This window comes from Streptomyces sp. NRRL WC-3549, assembly GCF_000721935.1.
In the GTDB taxonomy this organism is placed as follows: Bacteria; Actinomycetota; Actinomycetes; order Streptomycetales; family Streptomycetaceae; genus Streptomyces.
Genome location: NZ_KL585388.1, coordinates 130,124 through 151,191 on the forward strand (window position 1 = coordinate 130,124; position 21,068 = coordinate 151,191).

Annotated in this window: 17 protein-coding genes and 2 pseudogenes; 8 read left to right on the top strand and 11 right to left on the bottom strand. The window is 67.7% G+C overall.

Annotated elements, in window-relative coordinates; all coding sequences use genetic code 11:
* Positions 1–87 precede the first annotated feature (87 nt).
* From IH13_RS0107090 to IH13_RS0107100, 3 genes are all read left to right on the top strand, one after another.
* The gene (locus IH13_RS0107090) at positions 88–927 is read left to right on the top strand and encodes a rhamnogalacturonan acetylesterase (protein WP_031082022.1); all 840 of its coding nucleotides are present in this window, start codon (positions 88–90) and stop codon (positions 925–927) included.
* Between the two features lie 151 nt (positions 928–1,078).
* On the top strand, positions 1,079–2,413 hold the full coding sequence (locus IH13_RS0107095) for a pectate lyase family protein (RefSeq protein ID WP_031082033.1): 1,335 nt from the start codon (positions 1,079–1,081) through the stop codon (positions 2,411–2,413).
* 114 nt (positions 2,414–2,527) lie between these two features.
* Positions 2,528–3,709, top strand: coding sequence for a pectinesterase family protein (locus IH13_RS0107100; RefSeq protein WP_082317529.1), 1,182 nt, complete (start codon positions 2,528–2,530; stop codon positions 3,707–3,709).
* On the opposite strand, the pseudogene IH13_RS36900 reads toward IH13_RS0107100, so the two are convergent.
* The 3 genes and pseudogenes from IH13_RS36900 to IH13_RS0107115 all read right to left on the bottom strand — a co-directional run bounded on the left by IH13_RS36900 (position 3,645) and on the right by IH13_RS0107115 (position 6,451).
* Positions 3,645–5,091, bottom strand: a pseudogene (locus IH13_RS36900) (peptidoglycan D,D-transpeptidase FtsI family protein). The gene IH13_RS0107100 and the pseudogene IH13_RS36900 sit on opposite strands and share 65 nt — an antisense overlap.
* Before the next feature lie 106 nt (positions 5,092–5,197).
* The gene (locus tag IH13_RS0107110) at positions 5,198–5,677 is read right to left on the bottom strand and encodes a GNAT family N-acetyltransferase (RefSeq protein WP_031082036.1); all 480 of its coding nucleotides are present in this window, start codon (positions 5,675–5,677) and stop codon (positions 5,198–5,200) included.
* Positions 5,678–5,680: 3 nt separating this feature from the next.
* Positions 5,681–6,451: an IclR family transcriptional regulator gene (locus tag IH13_RS0107115; RefSeq protein ID WP_031082038.1), complete on the bottom strand. Its 771-nt coding sequence runs from the start codon at positions 6,449–6,451 to the stop codon at positions 5,681–5,683.
* 192 nt (positions 6,452–6,643) lie between these two features.
* Here IH13_RS0107115 and IH13_RS0107120 point away from each other — a divergent pair, with 192 nt between their 5' ends.
* Positions 6,644–8,164, top strand: coding sequence for an aldehyde dehydrogenase (NADP(+)) (locus tag IH13_RS0107120; RefSeq protein ID WP_082317530.1), 1,521 nt, complete (start codon positions 6,644–6,646; stop codon positions 8,162–8,164).
* Positions 8,161–8,772 (top strand): DUF1349 domain-containing protein, encoded by a 612-nt coding sequence (locus IH13_RS0107125; protein ID WP_031082042.1) that lies wholly within the window; start codon positions 8,161–8,163, stop codon positions 8,770–8,772. The genes IH13_RS0107120 and IH13_RS0107125 overlap by 4 nt, the downstream gene beginning before the upstream one ends.
* Before the next feature lie 800 nt (positions 8,773–9,572).
* Here the strand turns inward: IH13_RS0107125 and IH13_RS44420 are convergent.
* Positions 9,573–9,770, bottom strand: a complete 198-nt coding sequence (locus IH13_RS44420; protein WP_082317534.1) for a hypothetical protein — start codon at positions 9,768–9,770, stop codon at positions 9,573–9,575.
* 92 nt (positions 9,771–9,862) lie between these two features.
* On the opposite strand from IH13_RS44420, the gene IH13_RS40535 reads away from it, so the two are divergent.
* Complete coding sequence (locus IH13_RS40535; protein WP_082317531.1) at positions 9,863–10,834, top strand: helix-turn-helix domain-containing protein; 972 nt, start codon at positions 9,863–9,865, stop codon at positions 10,832–10,834.
* A gap of 161 nt (positions 10,835–10,995) precedes the next feature.
* Here the strand turns inward: IH13_RS40535 and IH13_RS0107130 are convergent, their stop codons facing one another.
* From IH13_RS0107130 to IH13_RS0107155, 7 genes are all read right to left on the bottom strand, one after another.
* On the bottom strand, positions 10,996–12,459 hold the full coding sequence (locus IH13_RS0107130; protein WP_234433234.1) for a phage terminase family protein: 1,464 nt from the start codon (positions 12,457–12,459) through the stop codon (positions 10,996–10,998).
* Between the two features lie 155 nt (positions 12,460–12,614).
* A complete protein-coding gene (locus tag IH13_RS44425; protein ID WP_234433235.1) occupies positions 12,615–12,995 on the bottom strand; it encodes a phage terminase small subunit in 381 nt (126 codons plus the stop codon).
* A gap of 266 nt (positions 12,996–13,261) precedes the next feature.
* The gene (locus IH13_RS43355) at positions 13,262–14,083 is read right to left on the bottom strand and encodes a VG15 protein (RefSeq protein ID WP_158791074.1); all 822 of its coding nucleotides are present in this window, start codon (positions 14,081–14,083) and stop codon (positions 13,262–13,264) included.
* Positions 14,080–15,513 carry a phage portal protein gene (locus IH13_RS0107140; protein ID WP_082317532.1) on the bottom strand — a complete coding sequence of 478 codons (1,434 nt, stop codon included), beginning with the start codon at positions 15,511–15,513 and terminating at the stop codon, positions 14,080–14,082. The genes IH13_RS43355 and IH13_RS0107140 overlap by 4 nt, the downstream gene beginning before the upstream one ends.
* Complete coding sequence (locus IH13_RS0107145) at positions 15,513–16,052, bottom strand: hypothetical protein (RefSeq protein ID WP_031082050.1); 540 nt, start codon at positions 16,050–16,052, stop codon at positions 15,513–15,515. Before IH13_RS0107145 ends, IH13_RS0107140 begins: the two co-directional genes overlap by 1 nt.
* 3 nt (positions 16,053–16,055) lie before the next feature.
* Positions 16,056–16,445, bottom strand: a complete 390-nt coding sequence (locus IH13_RS0107150) for a hypothetical protein (RefSeq protein ID WP_158791078.1) — start codon at positions 16,443–16,445, stop codon at positions 16,056–16,058.
* Between the two features lie 1,117 nt (positions 16,446–17,562).
* A complete protein-coding gene (locus IH13_RS0107155) occupies positions 17,563–19,257 on the bottom strand; it encodes a recombinase family protein (RefSeq protein ID WP_031082054.1) in 1,695 nt (564 codons plus the stop codon).
* A gap of 123 nt (positions 19,258–19,380) precedes the next feature.
* Between IH13_RS0107155 and IH13_RS0107160 the strand changes: the two genes are divergently transcribed.
* Entirely contained in the window at positions 19,381–20,103 is a 723-nt protein-coding gene (locus IH13_RS0107160; RefSeq protein ID WP_031082056.1) for a DsbA family oxidoreductase, read from the top strand.
* 252 nt (positions 20,104–20,355) lie between these two features.
* Positions 20,356–21,068, top strand: a pseudogene (locus IH13_RS0107165) (hypothetical protein); the annotation flags it as partial.

Sequence of the window (21,068 nt, forward strand, 5' to 3'; positions counted from 1 at the left end):
CCGCCGGTCCCCCTCCCTCTCCCTGGGCACGTCCGTACTGCACGACCTCCAGAAATTCCGAGAGATTTCGAGAGAGGCAGTCCCCCTGTGTCACTGACGCGCAGACAGACGGCAGCCGCGTTCCTCGCGCTGCCCCTCGCCCTCGCCGCCGCACCCGCCTTCGCCCGGGGCGGCCCGGGCGGGGGCGGAGGCGGGCACCGGGCCCGCACGCTGCACCTCGCCGGCGACTCGACCGCCGCCCAGAAGTACGCCGACGCCGCACCCGAGACCGGCTGGGGCATGGCCCTGCCGTTCTTCCTCGGTGAGCACCTCGCCGTCGCCAACCACGCGGTGAACGGCCGCAGTTCCCGCAGCTTCGTCGACGAGGGCCGGCTCACCGCGCTCCTGGACGGAGTCCGCCCCGGCGACCTCGTCCTGGTCCAGTTCGGCCACAACGACGAGAAGACCGAGGACCCGGCCCGCGGCACCGACCCCTGGACCACCTACCAGGAGTACCTGCGGCTGTACCTGAAGGGCGCCCGCGAACGGCGGGCGCGGCCGGTCCTGATCACCCCGGTGGAACGCCGCAGGTTCGCCGACGACGGCACCGCCCGGCCCACCCACGGGGAGTACCCGGCGGCGATGCGGGCCCTGGCCGCCGAGGAGGGCGTCCCGGTCCTCGACGTCCAGGCGCTGTCCCTCGCCCGCTGGCAGGAGCTCGGCCCCGACGGGACCGAACTCCTCTTCAACTGGCTGGAGCCCGGCGCGTCGCCGAACTACCCCGACGGCCGGCAGGACAACACCCACTTCCGGCCCGCCGGCGCCGTCGCGGTGGCCCGGATGACCGCCCGTGCGCTGCTGGAGGCGCGGGTGCTCGCCCCGCGCGACGTCCGCGGCCTCGACGCGCACGTCCCCGAGAGCCGGATCACCTGGCCGCAGCCGGCCTGACCCGCGCCCGCCGCACCCTCGGCACCCCGCACCCCCGCACCGCGTCCGGCCGCCGCCACGCGCCGCGTCCCGCCGCCGCGTACGTGGGCGCGCACCCCCGTGTACCGCTTCCCCCTCACCCATCCCTCCGTACGACAGTTAAGGATCCGTCATGCCCGCACGTATGCGTCACCTCCGCGCCACCGCCGTGGTGCTGGGCGCCGCCTCACTCGCCCTCGCCGTGAGCGTCCCCGCCCAGGCCGCCTCCCGCCCCGCCCCCGGCAAGGGCGTCGAGCGTGCCGTCCTGCCGGCGGGTGACGGCTGGGCCTCTGCCGAGGGCTCCACCACCGGCGGTGCCGACGCCACCCCGGACCACGTGTACACCGTCACCAACCGGGCCGAGCTGATCGCCGCCTTCGCGGAGGCGGGGGACGCCCCCAAGATCGTCCGGATCGCCGGCACCATCCACGGCAACGCCGACGCCCAGGGCACCCCGATCGGCTGCGAGGAGTACCAGCAGGACGGCTACACCCTGGAGAAGTACCTCGCCGCCTACGACCCGGACGTGTGGGGCATGGACGAGGTCCCCTCCGGCCCGCTGGAGGACGCCCGGGCGGCCTCCGCGAAGCTCCAGGCGGCCGCGGTCAACGTCAAGGTCCCCTCCAACACCACGTTGATCGGTGCCGGCAAGGACGCGACGGTCGTCGGTGCCAGCCTCCAGGTGAAGAACGTCTCCAACGTCATCATCCGGAACATCTCGTTCGAGGACACCTACGACTGCTTCCCCCAGTGGGACCCGACCGACGGCGACACCGGCCACTGGAACTCCGAGTACGACAACCTCGTCGTCTACGGCTCCGACCACGTCTGGGTCGACCACAACACCTTCAGCGACGGCGACCGCCCCGACGCCGACCAGCCCCGCTACTTCGACGAGCTGTTCCAGCAGCACGACGGGCTCTTCGACATCGTGCGCGGCGCCGACCTGGTCACCGTCTCCTACAACGTCCTCAAGAACCACGACAAGACGATGCTCATCGGCAACAGCGACGGCGCCGGGGCCGACGACCGGGGCAAGCTCCGCGTGACCCTGCACCACAACCTCTTCAAGGACGTCAACGAGCGCGCGCCCCGCGTCCGCTTCGGCCAGGTCGACTCGTACAACAACCACTTCGTCTCCACCAAGGGCAGCGCCTACGGCTACTCGTACGGCATCGGCGCCGAGTCCCGACTCGTCGCCGAGCACAACGCCTTCACCCTCGCCTCCGGTGTCGACAAGGCCACCATCCTCAAGAAGTGGTCCGAGTCCTCCCTCACCGCCGGGGACAACTACGTCAACGGCCGCAGGACCGACCTGATCGCCGTGCACAACGCGGGCGTGCCCGCCGAGCACCTCACCGAGGGCGCCGGCTGGAAGCCGAAGCTGCGCACCAGGATCGACCACCCCCTCGTCGTCCCCCTGGTCGTCGCCCTCAAGGCCGGCGCGGGCCGCACGCTGATCGGCTGACCCGCCCCCCTGGACCGGCCGGAGCGGCACCGCACGCCTTCCACCACCCCGGAAAGCGCCGCTCCGGCCCCCTTCTCCCCTCACCCTCCTTCTCCCCCCGCAAGGAGCACCGCCATGACCAGCAGACGCAGCGCTCTCTCCCTGCTCGCGGGTGCGGGCGCCGCCTTCGCCGTCGGCGTACCCGCCGCCCAGGCCCGGCCCGCACGTCCGGGCCCCTTCGGCCGCTACGGCTCACCGGCCCGCCGCCTCGACGCCGGCACGCTGTACGTCGATCCGCACGGCAGGGGCGACCACACCGACGTACGCTCCGCGGTGGACGCCGCCACCGGCGCCGGACGCACCCTCGTGATCGCCCCCGGCACCTACCGCGGCACCCTCTCGGTGTCCGCCGACCGGGCCGGGATCACCCTGATCGGCGCGAGCGGCGACGCCCGCGACACCGTCCTCGTCCACGACGACGCGGCCGGCACCCCCAGGCCCGACGGTTCCGGCACCCTGGGCACCAGCGGCTCGGCCACGGTCACCGTCCGGGCGGCCGGGTTCACCGCCCGTGACCTGACCTTCGCCAACGACTGGCTGCGCTCCGACAACCCCGAGTACACCGGCACCCAGGCCGTCGCGATCAAGGTCCAGGGCGACCGTTCGGCGTTCCACGGCTGCCGCTTCCTCGGCCACCAGGACACCCTGTACGCCGACTCCCTCTCGCCGACCGCGTTCGCCCGGCAGTACTACCGCGACTGCTATGTGGAGGGCGACGTGGACTTCGTCTTCGGCCGTGCCACCGCGGTCTGGGACCGCTGCCACTTCCGCACCCTGACCCGCGCCGACCTGGACTCGGCCCCGTACGGCTTCGTCTTCGCGCCCAGCACCGCGGGGGAGAACCCGCACGGCTTCCTGGTCCTGCGCTCCCGGATCACCAGCACCGCCCCCGACGCCTTCTACAAGCTGGCCCGCCCCTGGGTGCCGTCCTCCGACCTCACCGCGCACCCGATGCTGACCGTCCGCGACACCCACCTCGGCGCGGGCATCGACGCCGTCACCCCGTACGCCACCATGTCCGCCGGCCACCCCTGGCAGGACCAGCGCTTCGCCGAACACCGCAACACCGGACCCGGCGCCCGCGTCACCGTCCCCGCCGAGCGCCCCCAGCTCAGGGCCTCGGAGGCACACGCGCACACCCCGGCCGCCTGGCTGGGCGACTGGCGCCCGTACGCGTGCCCCCGCCCGCCGGTCACCGGCCCAGTGCCGCCGCCATCATCTTCTGGGCGATCGGGGCCGCCAGCCCGTTGCCGCTGACCTCGGAGCGGGCCGCGCCCGAGTCCTCCACGACCACGGCCACCGCCACCTGCTTGCCGGTGGAGTCGTCCTTCGCGTACGAGGTGAACCACGCGTACGGGGTGTTGCTGTTGTCCACGCCGTTCTGCGCGGTGCCCGTCTTGCCGCCGACCTCGGCGCCGTCGATCCGGGCGTTGGTGCCGGTGCCCTCCTCCACGACCGTGACCATCGCGCTGCGCAGCTGCTTTGCGGTCGACTCGGAGACGACGCGCTCGGTGTCGCCGTCCTCGTACGTCTGCAGGGCCGTGCCGCCGGAGTCCGTCACCTTCGAGACCATGTGCGGGGCCGCCAGCTCGCCGCCGTCGGCGAGGGCCGCCGAGACCATCGCCATCTGCATCGGCGTCGCGGTCACCTCGAACTGGCCGATGCCCGTCAGCGCGGTCTGCGCCTCGTCCATGCCGGTGGGGTAGACGCTCTCCGAGGCCCGCACCGGGACGTCCAGCTCCTCCGTGTCGAAGCCGAACGCGTCCGCCATCTCCTTCACCTTGTCCTGGCCGAGATCCGCCGCGGCCTTGGCGAAGACGTTGTTGCAGGAGTACTGGAGCGCCGTGCGCAGGGTGGCGTTCTCGCAGGGGGCCGAGGGGCTCTCGTTGGACAGGACCGTGGTCGTGCCCGGCAGGGTGTAGGGGTCGGGGCTGTCCGTCGGCGTGTCGACCGAGTCGTACAGGCCGTTCTCCAGCGCCGCCGACGCCACCACCAGCTTGAACGTCGAACCCGGATGTGTATAAGAGACAGCGGTTGACCAGCGGTTTGTCCTTCGCGTCCAGCAGCTTCTGCCAGGCGTCACCGTCCGTCGTCCCGCTGATCGTGGACGGGTCGTACGACGGGGACGAGACCATGCCCAGGATCCGGCCGCTGACCGGGTCCATCGCGACCGCCGCGCCCCGGTCGTCGCCGAGCGCGTCGGAGGCCGCCTTCTGGACGTCCGGGTCGATGGTCGTCACCACGGCGCCCGGGTCGGCCTGCCTGCCGGTCAGGAGGTCTGCGGGGCTGCCCAGCCGGTCGTCCGTACCGTCGAGCACGTCGCTGTAGATGCCCTCCAGCTGGGTGGCCCCGTACGCCTGGGAGCTGTAGCCGGTGACGGCCGCGTACAGCTCGCCCTGGCTGTAGGTGCGCTCGTACCGCAGGTCGCCGCCCTGTGCCTCCTTCGAACCGGTGACCGGCGAACCGGCCACGATGATGTCGCCCAGCGGCTGCGCGTACTGCGCGATGGTGTGCCGCCGGTTGTGTTCGTCGTCCGCGAGCGCCCGTGCCTCGTACCCCTGCACCCAGGTCGCCCGCACCAGCAGGGCGAGGACCATCAGCAGGCAGAAGACGGAGGCGCGCCTGATCGTCTTGTTCATCCCCGTGTGGGACGAACGGGGGAGGCGGGGGCGTTCCCGTTCGTGCCCCTTCTCACCGGTTTCTCACGTTCCGGCCCCGATATCTCCGGACGGTGACGCCCCGTGCCTACGGCCGGGCGTCCAGCCGGAACAGCAGCTCGTCGGTCTCCTCGCCCCGCGCCTCGGCGTACCCCCGGTCCCTGCCGGTCACCGTGAACCCGCACTTCTGGAGGACCCGCACCGACCCCGCGTTGTCGGCCGCGGCCCGGGCGAGCAGCGGGCGCTCCGGCACGGACTCCAGCAGCGCGCGCAGCGCGGCGGTCGCCAGGCCCCGGCCCCAGTGCGCCCGGTCGATCCAGTACGTGACCTCCCGCTCGGCCGGCGGACCGTACACGCCGGCCGTCCCCACCACCACGCCGTCGGCGAGCACCGTGCGTATGACGACGGTGTCCGAGGCCCGGATGCGCTGCCAGTGGGCGTCGAACATCGCCCGGTTCGCCGGCTCGGCGCTGGTGAAGGCCGCCATCCGGGTCGCGGCCGGGTCGCTCATGAACGCGAAGAGGAGGGGCAGGTCGCCGTCCCGCACCTCGCGCAGGACCACGTGCACGGGTCAGAGCCTCCGGGTCGCGAGGGTGAGCCGGTCGCGCGCGTCGAACAGGGCGTCCTTGACCGTCTGCTCGTGCGCGGGCGTGAACCGGGCGACCGGGACCGAGCAGCTGATCGCGTCGCGCGCCGGGGTGCGGTAGGGGACGGCGACACCGAAGCAGCGCAGACCGAGCGTGTTCTCCTCGCGGTCCACCGCGTACCCCTGCTCGCGGACGACGCGCAGCTCCTCGATCAGCTTCTCGCGGTCGGTGATGGTGTGCTCCGTCAGCGCGGGCAGCGTCTCGGGCAGCATCGCGCGGACCTGCTCGTCGCTGTGGGTGGCCAGCAGCGCCTTGCCGAGCGAGGTGGAGTGCGCGGGGAGCCGGCGGCCGACCCGGGTGAAGGGGCGCAGGTAGTGCTGGGACTGCCGGGTGGCCAGGTACACCACGTTCGTCCCGTCCAGCCGGGCCAGGTGGATGGTCTCCGTGGTGTCGTCGGAGAGCCGGTCCAGGGTGGGGCGGGCGGCGGCGACGACCTCGTCACCGTCGATGTAGGAGGTGCCGACGAGCAGCGCCCGCACCCCGATCCCGTACCGGGTGCCCGTGGCGTCGGTCTCCACCCAGCCGAGCTCCACCAGGGTGCGCAGCAGCATGTAGAGGCTGGACTTCGGGTAGCCGACGGCCTCCTGCACGGCGGCCAGCGAGTGCATGCCGGGGCGCCCCGCGAAGTATTCGAGGAGCTCCACCGTCCGTACCGCTGACTTGACCTGTGTCCCACCGGCCTCGGCAACCGCCATCGTCCTGTGCCCCTTCCGCCTCTGCTTGTACGACCCGGCCGGACAGCGGCGCTGTACGGCCTGCACGACGCCGCGACTCCTTGCCAACACGGAACGCCCGCAAATAGAGTCCCCGTGTATTCACGATCAGGAACGCTGTTCAGAATACCGAACAACTCCTGAATGTGTGGCAGTGGACCGGAAGGAAACACGGTGGCAGCAGCACCAGTCTGGAGTGTCGACCCCCGAACCGGGAACCCGCGCGAGCAGGTTGCGGTGGAGGCTACAGCGGAGGAGGTCGACCGCGCGGTCCGGGCCGCGCACGCCTCCCGCGACGCCCTGGCCGACCGCACCGTGCGCGCCGCGTTCCTGCGTACCGCGGCCGGACTGCTCGCCGGGGCCGAGGAGCACGTCGTCGAGGCCGCGGACGCGGAGACCGCCCTGGGCCCGGCCCGCCTCACCGGCGAACTCGCCCGTACGGCCGCGCAGTTGCGCGCCTTCGCGGAGGTCGTCGAGGAGGGTGCCTACCTCGACATCCACATCGACCACGAGGACGGCAGCAGGACCCCTCCCTGGCCGGACCTGCGCCGCATCAAGATCCCGCTGGGCGTCGTCGCCGTCTACGCCGCCAGCAACTTCCCGCTCGCCTTCTCGGTGCCCGGCGGGGACACCGCCAGCGCGCTCGCCGCCGGCTGCCCCGTCGTCGTCAAGGCGCACCCCGACCACCCCGCCACCTCCGAACTCTGCGCCTCGCTGCTGCGCCGGGCCGCCGTACAGCACGGTCTGCCCGAGGACGTCGTGAGCGTGCTGCACGGCTTCGACGCCGGTGTCGAGCTGGTGAAGCACCCGCTCGTCAGCGCGGCCGGGTTCACCGGTTCGGTCCGCGGCGGCCGGGCCCTTTTCGATGCGGCGGCGGCCCGCCCGGTGCCGATCCCCTTCCACGGCGAGCTCGGCTCCCTCAACCCGGTCGTCGTCACCGAGGCCGCCGCGGCCGAGCGCGGCGAGCAGATCGGTGCGGGGCTGGGCTCCTCCATGACCATGGGGTCCGGGCAGTTCTGCACCAAGCCCGGCTTCGTCCTCGCCCCGTCCGGCGAGGCGGGCGACCGGCTGCTGAAGTCCCTGACCGAGAGCGTCAGCGGTACCGGCTCCGGGGTCATGCTCGACCACCGGATGCGCGACGCCTTCGTCGCGGGGGTCGCCGAGCGTGCCGCACTGCCCGACGTGGACACGCCCGTCACCCCCGGCGCGGGCGGCGAACACACCGTGTCCGCCGGCTTCCTCACCGTCCCCGCGCGGCGGCTGGCCGAGACCGGACCGCACGACGCCCTGCTGGAGGAGTGCTTCGGCCCGGTCACCGTCGTGGCCCGCTACGACTCGCAGGACGAGGTCACCGCCGTACTCTCCCGGCTCCCCGGCAACCTCACCGCCACCCTCCAGATCGCCACGCAGGAGGCCGACGGCGCCGCCGCCGGCCTCCTGCGGGAGCTCACCCCGCTGGCCGGCCGGGTCCTCGTCAACGGCTGGCCCACCGGAGTGGCGGTCGCGCCCGCCCAGCACCACGGCGGCCCGTACCCCGCGACCACCTCCACCTCCACCTCCGTCGGTGCCACGGCCGTCGAGCGGTGGCTGCGCCCCGTCAGCTACCAGTCGACCCCGGAGGCCCTGCTGCCACCGGAACTGCGCGAGGACAACCCGCTGGGCCTGCCGCGCCGGGTCGACGGGCGGCTGAAGTGAGCCCCCAGCTGCCTGAACTCCCCTTCGAGCTTGAGGAGTTCGGGCCGAACGGCGGATGGGCGTATACGGACGGCGTACTGAGGGGCCGGGCGGGAGCGCGGCAGGACCGCTTCGTACCGCCGGGCGGTGACACCCTCGAATCGGCCTCGGACGCACCGCGCCTGCTGGGCGCCGTGCCGCAGGGCGACTTCCGTCTCACCGCCCGGGTGACGGTGGGCTTCGAGGCCGCCTTCGACGCGGGCGTGCTCTACCTGCACGTGGGGGAGCGGGAGTGGGCGAAGCTCTGCCTGGAGCTCTCCCCGGACCGGCCCACGGTCTGCACGGTCGTCACCCGGGGCCAGTCGGACGACGTCAACTCCTCCGTGGTGGACGGTGACAGCTGCTGGCTGCGGCTCAGCCGCACCGGCGACGCGTTCGCCTTCCACACCTCGGCCGACGGCGAGAAGTGGACCTTCGTCCGCGTCTTCACCCTCGGTACGGCGCGGGAGCGGGCGGCGGCCTGGGCCGGCTTCCTCGTCCAGTCGCCGACGGGGGAGGGCTGCGACGTCTCGTTCGACCACATCTCCTACCGGCCCGGCGGCCCGGCCGACCTCCGCGACGGCAGCTGACGGCGGACCCCGGTCCACCTCTTACGAGATCTCGCGGACCGGGCTCCTCCAGCACCCCGCCGTACGCGCACACGGCGGAGCCCGCCTGGCCCGTCGTCGCCTCGGTGACCTCGGGAGCGGGCCCGGGCAGGCTCCGGCCCGTCCGGAACGAGGGGTGTGCGGCCCGGACACGGCCCGCACACCCCGCCGCCCGCCACGCGCGGCCGACGCGCCGGTCAGGGGGCCTGCCGCCAGGCCGGGAAGGGTGCCCGGCCCGGGAATCAGCCGCCCCGGCCGGACGTTGAGAGGGCGGCGGAGGGTGCCTCCGCCGCCCGTACGGCAGAGCTGGAGAGTAGAAGAGTCATGCGCGTCGAGATCTGGAGCGACATCGCCTGCCCGTGGACCAACAGAGCCACAGCTTAGCGCACCCCGTCTGACCTGCATAGATGCGTGAAACCCGCCCCCACCGCCCCGCGCCGACGCGGTCACGGGAGGGACGGGAACCTAGCGGGCCGTCCCGAGGGCGTACCCGAGCAACGCCCACAGCGAGAGACCAGCGAGACGCCAGGCATACCGGCTCACCATTGGATGCGCTCCGCATCTCCGCCGACGCACGTAGGGCAGGGGCGCTTGTACGTCCAGTTGCACCGCACGCACCCGGCGAATCCACAGCACCCGTCACACCAAATGGCGCGGTGTCCGGCGCACGTTCCGCAGTAGGACTTGGGCCGGTCGTCTCGGGGCGGTGCCGGTATTTCCTTGCGTCTCCGCTGTCGCCGGACCGGTGCTTTGGTGCGCGGCCTCTCCGGGGCGGTCGTCACCTAATGCCCCTCGGGGTGCCGACGCATGTAGATGTTGCAGTCCGAAACCGTCGTCCAGTCGCCACCCGTTCGGGCACGATCGCGGACGTTCGCCAGTTCCACGCAACCGGCGCATCCCTCTACAGGCGTCGGCTCCAACAGGTCGCCGGTTAGCGGTAGTTCGACTGACGCTGTGCTGTACCTCGTGGGCTCCGTCATCCCCACATCGTCCCGACTGGCAACGATCACGCGGTAGTTGACCGGGGTTGACTACTCTGGAAGCAATACCGGTCAACCCCCCGAGGTTCGCTATGCGTGACGACTTCCCCGATCTTGCCCGCCGGGCACTGCACGACGCCGGATATTCGATGAAAGCCGCAGCGCGGGAAATGCACTATGACCCGTCGTACCTCTCGCGCGTGCTGAACGGCAAACAGCGCCCGTCGGAAAACCTCGCTCATGCGCTGGATTCCCTCGTTGGGGCCGGTGGCGCGCTGGCCGGAACACTGCTCAGCGAGGACGACTCGGCACGCGTTGCCCGCACCGCCGACAACCCCTCTCGACTGGACGCCGGAACCGTTGACGCTCTCGCTGGCGTTCTCGCCGCCTATCGCCGCCTAGACGACACAGCGCCACCCCGCAGCGTGATTCCGGCGACTATGGCGCAAATGCGGGAGGTTACGCGGATGCTCAAGGAAGCACGCGGGCCGCATAGAGACCGTCTATCTGACGTAGCGTCAGAATGGGTCCAGTTCGCCGGTTGGCTATTCGCACAAACGAGCGAATACCCTGAGGGGGTACGGCTATTGAACGACGCCGTGGAACTCGCCGACGAAACCGAGAACGGGACCCTTGCCGCGCAAGCGCTGAATTTCAAGGGCTACATTGCCCGACAGCAAGGACGGCCCCAAGGTATTGCCCGCTGGTTCGGTGCAGCGGCGAGTACACCCGGCGCTCACCCCGCACAGCGGATCGGGGACTACCTACAAGCGGCGGCCGGACTTGCCGAGTTGGGCGACACAGACGGCGCGCTGCACACGGTGGAGCAAGCGGAAAGGCTCATGGACAAAGCCGCAGCACTCCCGCCCCCGGCAACCGCATATTGGCTCACCCCGAGTTTCAACCGGCTAAATATGGGACTGGCAACGCTGGCACTCGGCAGATACAGCGAAGCGGCCGACCACTTGAGAACCGGTCTCGCTGGCCTGCCCGAGGAACTGCGCGACGCCCCTTGGTCGTGGGAACACAAGGACGCGCTACAGCGAGCGGTCGAAGCGGCCTAAGAATCGAAGGTGTCGAAATCCCTTGGTATTGCTGGGAAGTCGGCCCGTGAGCACCCCCGGCCGGCGAGGATACCCGCCTTTCTTTCTAAGGCAACGAAAAACGCCCCTGACAGCGGGAAGCCATCAGGGGCGTTACACCACCCCGTAACGTTCCGGGGCGCTCACTCGAAGAACATTCGGCCGTCGCGCTTTGGAACCTCCAGCTTTCCAGCCTCGGCCAGACGCGTGCGGGCGAGATCAGCGAGCAACAGTGCGGCGTAAGCATCCACCTTCTTGCGGGAGTTGGGATTCTCCTTGGTGAAGCTAACGCCGTATCGGTTGATCCGGCGCTTAGCGTTCATCACGTGACGCCGTAGCGTCTGGTTTCCGGTGTGCCGCACGTGGCCGTTCTCGATTGCTGCCACAAGGCGCGCATTGGCGTCTGTGAGTTCGCGTAGCTGTCCGCCTGAGCCATCCATCCGGCGGGCCACTGCGGAGCCGGTAGAGGCCCGTACAGCGAATCGGTCCCGGTACTCCTCGGACCAGCGGGCAATGTGCCCTTCCCATAGCACGGGGTCGGCGAAGAATGCCGCTACGTCGAACCGCTCGAACGCGTGATGGACGGCGTCTTCCACCTGATCGCGGGGAACTTCCCAGCCCTCACCCGAGGGGCCGTCCGGACGCTCCCAGATTCCGAGAGGTTCAATCAGCCGGTCGCTAACTCGCATAGCCATAAGCGCTGTTGCGTCGTCGGTCTTTCCGCCATCGAACCCGAGCGTGATTCGGTCGCCCTCTTGGATGGTGTCCGAGACGGCGAGGGCATCCCAAGCAACCGGCGAAATGAGGGAATCCTCATCCGTCACAAGTTGGTTCAGGAACATTCGGCGTGACTGATACGCGGGATAAGTACCGCTGTAGATCGTGGAAATGATCCAATCTACGTCTAGCCAATCGGCGTCACCTCGGGCGGCGATGATGCCAGCGCGGAGAGATTCCCGATTCCCTAGCTCCACCGATGCCGGAGCCTCTACAGAGTCGTAATAGGTACCAGCCTGACGGGGGATATCCGGTCCCTTATCACTCAGCTTGGACCACGCGTGAAACGTACGCTCTGCCACGCTGTCCTCACCGGGCAACGGAGCATTCGTGATCTCCAGAGTGCGAGCACCACCACCACGGGACTTGGCCACGTTTCCCGCGATAGTCATTGCCATGTCATGCCCGCCGTTGGACTTGACCCAATGCTGAGTTTCGTTCATCAGGGTAAAAGTCGCGCGGCGTCCTTCCAGTGCACGGGCCGACGCGGTGACGGCTTCAATGCGCCCGGCCATTCCGCTGTAAATGATCTCCTTGCCGAGATCGATTCCATAGGCGACCAGGGCCGACTTAGAGAACATGCCGGGGAAAAGCGCCATTGTGTTCTGCGCCTGATCCTTGGAGGTAGCGGCGACCTGAACCCATGCCGCAGGGTGAGGAATTCCCCTCGGGGAACCGTCCTCATTCCACCCGCCGAAACGGCACGGGCCGACGAATTCGAAAGCACACAGCGCGGCAGCGAACGGGTCCTTACCGGCACCCTTGATTCGCCGCACGGTTCCTTGCCGGTAGATGAATGCGCCGCCGTCGTCAATCTCGTACCAGCGCATAACTGTTCGTGCTTGCTCTCGCGTGAACTTCCAGCGGCCACCCGCGTTCGGGCCGTCCGGCTGTCGTAGGTATTGCGTGCACCAGCGGATAGCGAGATCCCCGAGGGTGCGGTTAGCGGGCGGAACAACATCAGGAATTGTGCGTACTGGTTCCATCAATCGTCCCGGTACGCGCTTAGTAGGTCGTCTAGGCCCGAGTCGATATCGGCCGATGCCGACTTGGTTAGCTCCACCCCGAGGCGACGGCGGGCACCCTCGGTCGTGAGCAGTTCCGAGGCGGCGGAGATAACCGAAGCAAACAGTTGCCCGCTTACGCGCTGTCCCTGGTTCAGGTTCCGGCTCATCACCTCGGCCACGTATCGGGCTTGCGCGATATCGGAGCGCTCATAGAAGAACGACTGTCCCGACTCAAATAGCGACTCGAACCACTCGATAGCGATTGAGTGCCAATTCGGGTCGGCCTCGGGCGTGCCTGTTCGCTGGCCAGCGGGAGCACGGGTAATCGGCGTACTCGGTTCGTTAGCGCGACGGCGCATGTCGGAACGCTTAGGAATAGGGCCGTGTGTGCCCATGATGAACCCCCAGGGGAAATGACAGAGAAAGGAGAATGGGCACACTGAGTAGCCAACGGCCGGCCGGGATATCGGGCCTTTCCGTGGAATCCAAGGGAACGGGCTAACCTGAGCGACCCCTGAACCCGTAAAGAGTCACCGCCTACACGTTTACGGTGCGGGTGATGGCCCAAGAGGAGACCTCCCCCAGGGGGCGCATTGGATTCCACGGAAGCGCGATTGACTAGCGGTTACGCTGCGTTGTCTTCGCTGCGCTGCTCTCGCTGCTCGTTGAATGCGCGGACGAACACGCGCCGCTGCTCCTCTCCTGACCCTGGGGTGTTATTCCAGAGCCGGAGGTATTCAGTTCGCTTGCGCTCATCCTCGGGCGGAAGGGAAACGCCACGGAACAGCGGGAGCGTCTGACAGTGGCAATCAGGGTGGTACTGATCCGGGCTGTCGTCACCCTTGAATGACCGAGTGGACCGGGACGAATTCCGACCCTCGGTATAGGCAGCGCCACGACTGGCCAGCATCGCGCAGAATCCGCAAGGGTCGGCGTCCGTCTTGCGGTAATAGCCGATTACCTCGGGGTCGTTCTCGCGTGCGTCTGCGAGAGCATCCCGCCCGCCATCCTCGGTCAGTCGGCCAGCGTCACGGGAAAGGTTCGTGCCAGCGCGAGACATAACGTCGTCTAGCTCTGCCAGGAATTCCGGGTCATCCAACCGACCCCGCTTGATCTCCCGAGCAACCGGCGCAGCGTGAACAAAGAATGACGCCGCCGCTTGCCGGTTTTCCGACTCCGTATCCCGCTGACCACCCCGGAACGTTCCGGGGAGGTCTGCTAGCTCACGCACCCGGTTGTGATAGTCGAGTCCGGCCGAGTGGGACCGGCCCCGAGCATCGTTCACCATGTCGCGGTATTCCTGCCACAGTGCGTCAGAGTCGGATTCCACAACGCGCCAACTGAGCGTTGCCCACCATTCCATGACGCGCTGCATAAGCGTGCCGGAAATGGCTAGCTGTTCGTTGTAGTAGGCCCGAGACGCACGGTCGATATCCGCTTGCGTCATGCGGCCACCGGCTCAATCACGGACTTTGCCAGCGCGTTAGCCATCTTGGTTGCCGGGTCCAACTGATCGGCCAGCGTGCGCCATTCGCCAAGCTGAGCCGGAGTCATGCCGGGCACCATCTGCCATGCAGCCTCGGGCGGAACACCCATTGCGGAAACCATCTTGCCGAGAGCGTCAACGGTTGCCGGGAAGCTGCGCGGAGCAGTATCACGCCAGACGATCTCAGCATCAATGGGCAGGTTCTCGCCCATTAGCTCAGCTACCGTCTGAAATACGCGCTGCCATGCACCACCAAAGGCACGCTTACGGTCATCAACCTTGCGCTGTAGCGATTCCTGAGCAGCCGCCAGAGCCTCGGCGGAAAGGTTGATCATGTCGCCGGAAAGGTAATGCGGCGGGAGGGCACCAATAGCGGCTAGATGCTTCACCGTGTTGTTGTAGGCGTCGAGATACGGGCCGATATCCGTTGCGTCGTACTGGCCAGTCTTTGTGTCCTTATCTGGGAAGACGATCAGACGCGACGCGGAGAACTGAATAGCGCGCTTACGGAAAGCGCCCTTCACCCAATCCCATACACCTTCGTTTTCCTTGGGTGGTTCCACACCGGCCACCCACTTCTGACGGTGAGCGCCGTACTGAATGGCAATTGCCGTGGATAGCTCAATGTCGTTGAGCCGGTCCTGAATTGGAATCAGCGGCTCAACCTCCCCGAGCGAGGGGACGTTAGGCGACGTAGAAGCCATGTTGCGGAAACGAATGATCGGGCAGTGAGAAAGGCCGTGCTGTAGCTGTTCTGCAAGGACGAAATCGGAGGCGTCGGGAGTGTCGCTCTCTTCCTTGCTGACGAGACGGAACACGAATTCGTCGTCGTACAGATCAACGGATGCCCGACGCTCACCACCGACAAACGTTGTCCCATGGACAGCAGCGGCTACGGGGAAAGGATCGTTCGGCCGCTGGAATAGCGCCGTGACGGACAGCGGGGAAAGGGGTTCGACCTCGGGGCCGTTCGCACCGGGGAGGACGCGCACGTAAGCCTCACCGAATGCCAGCGCATCGCGGTGTACGGCCGTCTGAGCCTCTACTAGGCCGTTCCGGTCCCAGGACTCCCACGCGGGGAAGTTGTCGCCTCCACCGGCCGCACGGAGCCCGTCAACATAGAGATTCGACGCGACGGCATCCACAGCCAGCGGGAGAAAGTTCTTAATGCTCCGCTCCCGGAACATGCGGAACTCATCGGCTGTCGCCTCGGGCATGTACGCCGGTGCGTGCTGGCCGTTTAGGTACTGCTCCACCCGTACTAGGCGGGGGTAAGCCGCTCGGTACTTCCCGAGGATTGTGTCTAGGACCGGGCCCATTGTGGGCGAGTCGGTACCCTCGGGGCCGTCTGGCCGCGATAGCCGGGCGTCAGGGGATAGCCAGACATCCATCAGTAACGCCCCGTTCGCGTCTGCTCATACAGGCGCTCGGCAAGCGCTCCGCCATGTCCACCGGCCCCCGCGCCCTTACGGTTGCGAGAGTTAGCGCGGTCGGAAAGCCATGCGTCAACCTCCTGGGTAACTTCCTTCATCACGTCACGGCCCATTACCCCGTTGAACGTGTATCCGGTGCCCGCGAATTGCTCATGCTGGGAAGCCTGCGGAAGCTTGTTTTCCTTGGCAAGCTCTCGGTACTTGCGCTGCCAACCCTTGGCGTGGGAATCAAGAATTCGCTTGATTCCGGCCGGCATAGGGTCGTCCTCATCATCAAATAGGTGCAGAGAATCCATTAGCTCTGTGCGAATCTGAGCGCGGGACGGCCCTGCCTCGGTGCGACGCTTGGAGATATCGGCGCGCTTACCGTCGATCTCTTCAAGCTGTGTGCGTAGCTGTTCGGCCAGGCTGACTAGCTCGGTGTCCTCGGCGTCGAAAGAGGCCGGGTCAATGTCGGCATCAGCCTCGGGCGCGGAATGCGGGTCTAGGAAACTCATGGATTAACCCCAATAGGTACGGTGGCGGAAAGCGGGAACGATCTGCGCTCGCTCGCATAGGTCGAAATCAGCGCCAGCGGCGACCGAGGTGATGCCGCCACGTCCTAGGTACCGGGCGATCTGCTGCTTTTCCTCGCGGGTGAGCGCTGGCTTGCCGAGAGTTGCGGCCCCGCCGTACTGGTACTGATACTCACCGGCCATTTCGGAGCGGTAGCCCTCGGGGTTGCGGAACCAGCGGATTACGGCCGTCGCGCAAATCATGCGGAACAGATAGGGCAGCGGGTCGGGACGAATACCGTCGATCCACGCTGCCTCAAGGTCGATCAGCTCGGAGGTATCGAGAATTCCCGTGCTGATCATGCTCCGCTCAGCGTCGGCATAGGTCGTGCCCATGCGCGTCTCTACGTCGTCAACGGTGCACATGGGTACCGGCTCAATTGGTGTCGTCACGCGTGAGCCTCCGGAGATCAGCGAGCAATTCAGCTAGGGGAGTAGGGCGACCGGCTAGCACGTCGGCTGCCTGCCCTCGGATAAAGGCCGTGGCGATTGCCCAAGCGGCGGGGTCGTCGGCAAGTAGCGACATAGCAACGTCGCGGTCAATGCGGATCGTGATTACGTGCATGTTGAACCCCCCGCGCGGAACCGGCGCTGTCGGATGCGAGTGGAAACCCGCTTGCACTCCTGGGAGCAGTGTTCGGAGGGAATGCCGCCGTGCCGGATATCCAGGAACCGTGAGCCACAGATGCGGCAGCGGGAACGAGAGACGGAAATGGCAGTCACTTAGTGACCCCCTTTCTGGTCTGTGACTCAAGGGGAAATAAAAGGGCCCTCTCGGAGGGAGGCGGACCGAAACCAACCGAGAGGGCCCCGCCACACGTGCGCACGCTCAACCGGCGGAGAGAGGACCGGGAGCGATGTTGCGCACGGGCGAGATATCGAGAGAGGCACCCCGTAACGTTCCGGGGTGGTTAGCGCGAAACCCTGGGACGCCAGGACAACGAATCGCGCGTGTGCGCTCTACCCATAGAGAGAGTGTTGGTAAAGCACACACGGGGGCGGAACGGACATAGGCGACAACGCTGTTACCGTTTCGTTATGTGAAGAGAAAGGCGGCGGATATCAGCGGGAGGGGATCGGCACCACCGACGAGAATCGACACACCCTGAAACCCTCTCTGACCTGGGGTTACTGTTACTGGAGTGTGTTGAGTGTTGATTCTGATAGAGAAAGTAGGTCCCCTATGGAGTTTCCACGGAGCAACCAAAAACAGTTCTCAGGAACAGCACTCGACACACTCGCCCCCTCTTCGCTGTGTTACGGCGCTTTTCCTTCCCGCTGCACCCAAAGGCTCTGTACGCCTCTCTGGCGGCCTCTCGGGGGCGTGCTGGTGCTCGGCCCCACCTGTGGTCTGTAAGCCGCTCAGACGGCCGCCTGTGGCTTCCTGAGGGCAAAGTGAAGGGCCCCGTTCGGATCACTCCGAACGGGGCCCCTGGTTGTGTGCTGCCTGTGGCTAGGCGGTCGTGTGCTGGCGTGTGCGCTCCACGAACTCAACTCCCGCATCTATCGCAGCAAGTGCGGCCGGGTCGCTCTCGTCCCGCCAGTGGACCGTTAGCCGGTCAAGGATTGGTGTTCGGTCGCCCCGGTACCTCGGCGCTGCCAGAACGATTCCCTTTTCCGTCAGTGCGGCTTTCAGTAGCGCGCGCTGTCCGCCGATGCCCGCACCGTTCCAGAGCGCCGTCACGGCCTCGGGGTCCATGAGCGGGGAGAGGTCCGCCTCTATGGACAGCGTGGCTAGCTCCGCCTTATGCGCGTCGATCTGTGCGTTCAACTCCCGCCACAGATACTCGTAATCTGCCTCGGACATGCGGCCGAGTAGGAACCGCTCCTTGCGGAGTTCGATCTCTCGGCCTACCGCTGATTCAAGGGCGGCGGTTACCTGGATCTTTCGAGCCTCTTTTTCGGGGTCCTTGTACGACAGCCACTCTTTCGCGATGGCGTGCAAGGTGTCCGACTCGGGGGAGAGGCTGAGTACGTGGTTAATCCACAGCATCTCTACCGCTGAATCAATGCGGGTGCGTTCGGTCGCCACGCCCTTGCACGACGATTCCCCCTCGGTCTGCCGTGCGTAACAGCGGTAGTTGACCCCGCCGTTTGCCATCTGTCCGGCACACAATCCGCAGCGCAGCGAGGCAGAAAGGAGGGCGACGATTTCCCGCTTTCCTCGGGTGCGGTCACCGATGCTGGTTCCCTTCTGAGACCGGCTGGCAAGAATGGACTTGATCTTGACGTGTTCCGCGAACGTGATCACGCCCTCTCCGCAAGAGATGGGGTGGCCGTTTTTGTCCATGAGTGGCGTACCGCCCCGGTGGTACTTGCCGTTCCACTTGCCCTTAGCGTCAAGCTGCCTTTCCCGCTGTGCGACGAAACCGGCCCAAGTGACAGCGTGGGCAAGACTGATGATTCCGGGGCCGCTCCACTTCTTGCCGTGGCGGGTCGACAGGCTTTCGCCATTCAGTGTGTTGGCAATCCAATTTGGCGTCTTTCGGTCAAGCAGGTATTCGGCAATGCGCCGAGCGAGCGGGTATTCCTTGGGGTCGTGCTCCAGCTTTCCGCCAGCGGAGCGCAGACCGAACGGTGTTACGCCACCGGTCCACTTGCCCTCGGCCTTACCGGCGTCCATTCCCAGCTTCACAAAGTCGGCCAAGTCTGAGACTTGTTCGCGCGCTTGCTCGCTAAGAATCGCAAGGATCATTCGCTGTCGCTGGGAGTCGATCGATTCGGCCACGACGTAGATTCGGGCCCCTTGTTCCTCGAACGTGTCCAGCAACAGGCCGACTTGACCCATGCCCCGCCGGGAGAGCCGAGAGGTTTTGTACACGTACAGCGTCGCGGAAAGGCCAGCGTCTGTGATGGCGGCGCAAGCTTGCTCGAACTCCTCGCGCCGTACGTAGGACTTGGACGCGGAACGCTGTTCAAACCACACGTGCCGAATGGTCTTACCTTCGCGTGCGGCGTGCTCACACATGCGGCGGACCTGTAGACGGAGAGCGCTTAGCGAATCCTTCTTCTTGCTGCGGCGGATATACATTTCCGCCAAGTCAGCGGGTGCGCCTACCGCCGGAATCCAGAGCCCAAGTTCTTTCAGGTCGTTGTCCTCGAACCCGAGGGCACGCAGCGCGGGGAGGTCTTCCCGTTCCATGGTCATCCGTTCGCCGAAGTTGAACCGCTCCGGCGTAGGGGCCGCGCGCTACCGGCGTTCAGAGAGGCGGCCGGTAAAGCGAAAACCGAGAGAATCGGTATAACCCCAGGTCAGAGCGGTGTTGCTCCGTTGGTCCATGGGTGCCCCTGGTGCTACATCGGGAAGGCCCGCTTCGAGAAGGGCCTGGCCGCCTTCGCCCACCGCGACGAGGTCGAGGTGGTCCACCGCTCCTTCGAGCTCGACCCCGGACGCGCCAAGGGCGACACCGAGCAGGTGGTCGGCATGCTGGCGCAGAAGTACGGCCGCACCCCCGAGGAGGCCCGGGGCATGGAGGCCAACGTCGCGGCGAACGCCCGGGCCGAGGGGCTCGGCTACCGCACCGAGGGGCGTGACCACGGCAACACCTTCGACATGCACCGGCTGCTGCACCTGGCCAAGGCACGCGGACGCCAGGACGAGCTGCTGACCCTCCTCTACCGGGCGAACTTCGCCGAGGAGCGCTCCGTCTTCGACGACGCCGTACTGGCCGAGGTCGCCGTGGAGGCGGGGCTGGACGCCGACGAGGCGCGCGCGGTGCTGGCCGACCCGTCGGCGTACGCCGACGACGTGCGGGCGGACGAGCGCGAGGCGTCCGAACTGGGTGCCGACGCCGTGCCGTTCTTCGTGTTCGACCGGCGTTACGGCATCTCCGGCGGCCAGCCCTCCGAGGTGTTCGGCCAGGCCCTGGAGCAGGCGTGGAAGGACCGCCAGGTCACCGGGCTCGTCCCGGTGGGAGGCGGCGGCGCCGCGGCCTGTGACGCGGACGGTTCCTGCGAGGTGCCCGGGGCGGACGGCTCCGGCCGGACCGCCTAGCCGGGCGCCCCGCGCGGGGAGGCCGAGGGGAGAGAAGTCCAAGCGCGGGGGCGGTTCCTCCATGGGGACCGCCCGGCGGTCCCGGGCAGTGTGGGGTCCGCCGCCGGGCCGGTGACGGCTTACGCGGCGGCCTCGGAACCCTGTGGTTCCGCCCCCGGCCGACCGGACGGCGTAGGCGCCGGGTAGCACCCCAGGGTGTCGTCCCGGCGGCCGTGGCCCGGCCGGCTCCGCTCCTGGACGAGAGGACAACCCTTGTCGATCAGCACATCGCTCCCGGGCCGGATCGCCGGCTTACTCGCGCTGGCCGCGATGACGTCAGGCGCCGGTCTGCTCGGCGCCTCCCCCGCCACCGCCGCCACCGGTGCCCACTACGTGGACTGTTCGGCAGCCGCCGACGGCGACGGTTCGGCCGCCTCCCCGTGGAACGCCCTCGCCTCCGCGAACGCCCACACGTTCGGCGCCGGAGACACGCTCCTGCTCAAGCGCGGCACCCGGTGCACCGGGCAGCAACTCGCCCCGAAGGGCAGCGGCAGCGCCTCGGCGCCCGTCACCGTCGACGCCTACGGGCAGGGCGCGAAGCCCCTGCTCGCGGGGGAGGGCAAGGTGACCGACGTCGTCCTCCTGCACAACCAGCAGTACTGGCAGATCAAGAACCTGGAGATCACCAACACGGGCGCCACGGCCGCGAAGCGGCGCGGAGTCCACATCGTGCTGGAGGACTTCGGCACCGGGCACTCCTACCTCCTGGAGGGGCTGGACGTCCACGACGTCAACGGCGACCGCGGCAGGAAGGACGACGACGCCAGCGCGGGTATCTTCTTCGAGGTGCTCGGCAACACCACCCCGACGCACTTCGACGACGTACGGATCACGAACAACACGATCCGCTCGGTCGACCGGTACGGCATCGAGTTCTGGACCCGGTGGATGACCCGGCCGGAACTCGCCAACCAGAACTGCGGCAG

Excerpts from the sequence above, each read along its gene's own strand:
- IH13_RS0107095 (WP_031082033.1), top strand. The coding sequence starts at position 1,079 with ATGCCCGCACGTATGCGTCACCTCCGCGCCACCGCCGTGGTGCTGGGC.
- IH13_RS0107100 (WP_082317529.1), top strand. The coding sequence starts at position 2,528 with ATGACCAGCAGACGCAGCGCTCTCTCCCTGCTCGCGGGTGCGGGCGCC.
- IH13_RS0107115 (WP_031082038.1), bottom strand. The coding sequence starts at position 6,451 with ATGGCGGTTGCCGAGGCCGGTGGGACACAGGTCAAGTCAGCGGTACGG.
- IH13_RS44420 (WP_082317534.1), bottom strand. The coding sequence starts at position 9,770 with ATGACGGAGCCCACGAGGTACAGCACAGCGTCAGTCGAACTACCGCTA.
- IH13_RS40535 (WP_082317531.1), top strand. The coding sequence starts at position 9,863 with ATGCGTGACGACTTCCCCGATCTTGCCCGCCGGGCACTGCACGACGCC.
- IH13_RS0107130 (WP_234433234.1), bottom strand. The coding sequence starts at position 12,459 with ATGCGCTGGTACGAGATTGACGACGGCGGCGCATTCATCTACCGGCAA.
- IH13_RS44425 (WP_234433235.1), bottom strand. The coding sequence starts at position 12,995 with ATGCGCCGTCGCGCTAACGAACCGAGTACGCCGATTACCCGTGCTCCC.
- IH13_RS43355 (WP_158791074.1), bottom strand. The coding sequence starts at position 14,083 with ATGACGCAAGCGGATATCGACCGTGCGTCTCGGGCCTACTACAACGAA.
- IH13_RS0107140 (WP_082317532.1), bottom strand. The coding sequence starts at position 15,513 with ATGGATGTCTGGCTATCCCCTGACGCCCGGCTATCGCGGCCAGACGGC.
- IH13_RS0107145 (WP_031082050.1), bottom strand. The coding sequence starts at position 16,052 with ATGAGTTTCCTAGACCCGCATTCCGCGCCCGAGGCTGATGCCGACATT.
- IH13_RS0107150 (WP_158791078.1), bottom strand. The coding sequence starts at position 16,445 with ATGGGCACGACCTATGCCGACGCTGAGCGGAGCATGATCAGCACGGGA.
- IH13_RS0107155 (WP_031082054.1), bottom strand. The coding sequence starts at position 19,257 with ATGACCATGGAACGGGAAGACCTCCCCGCGCTGCGTGCCCTCGGGTTC.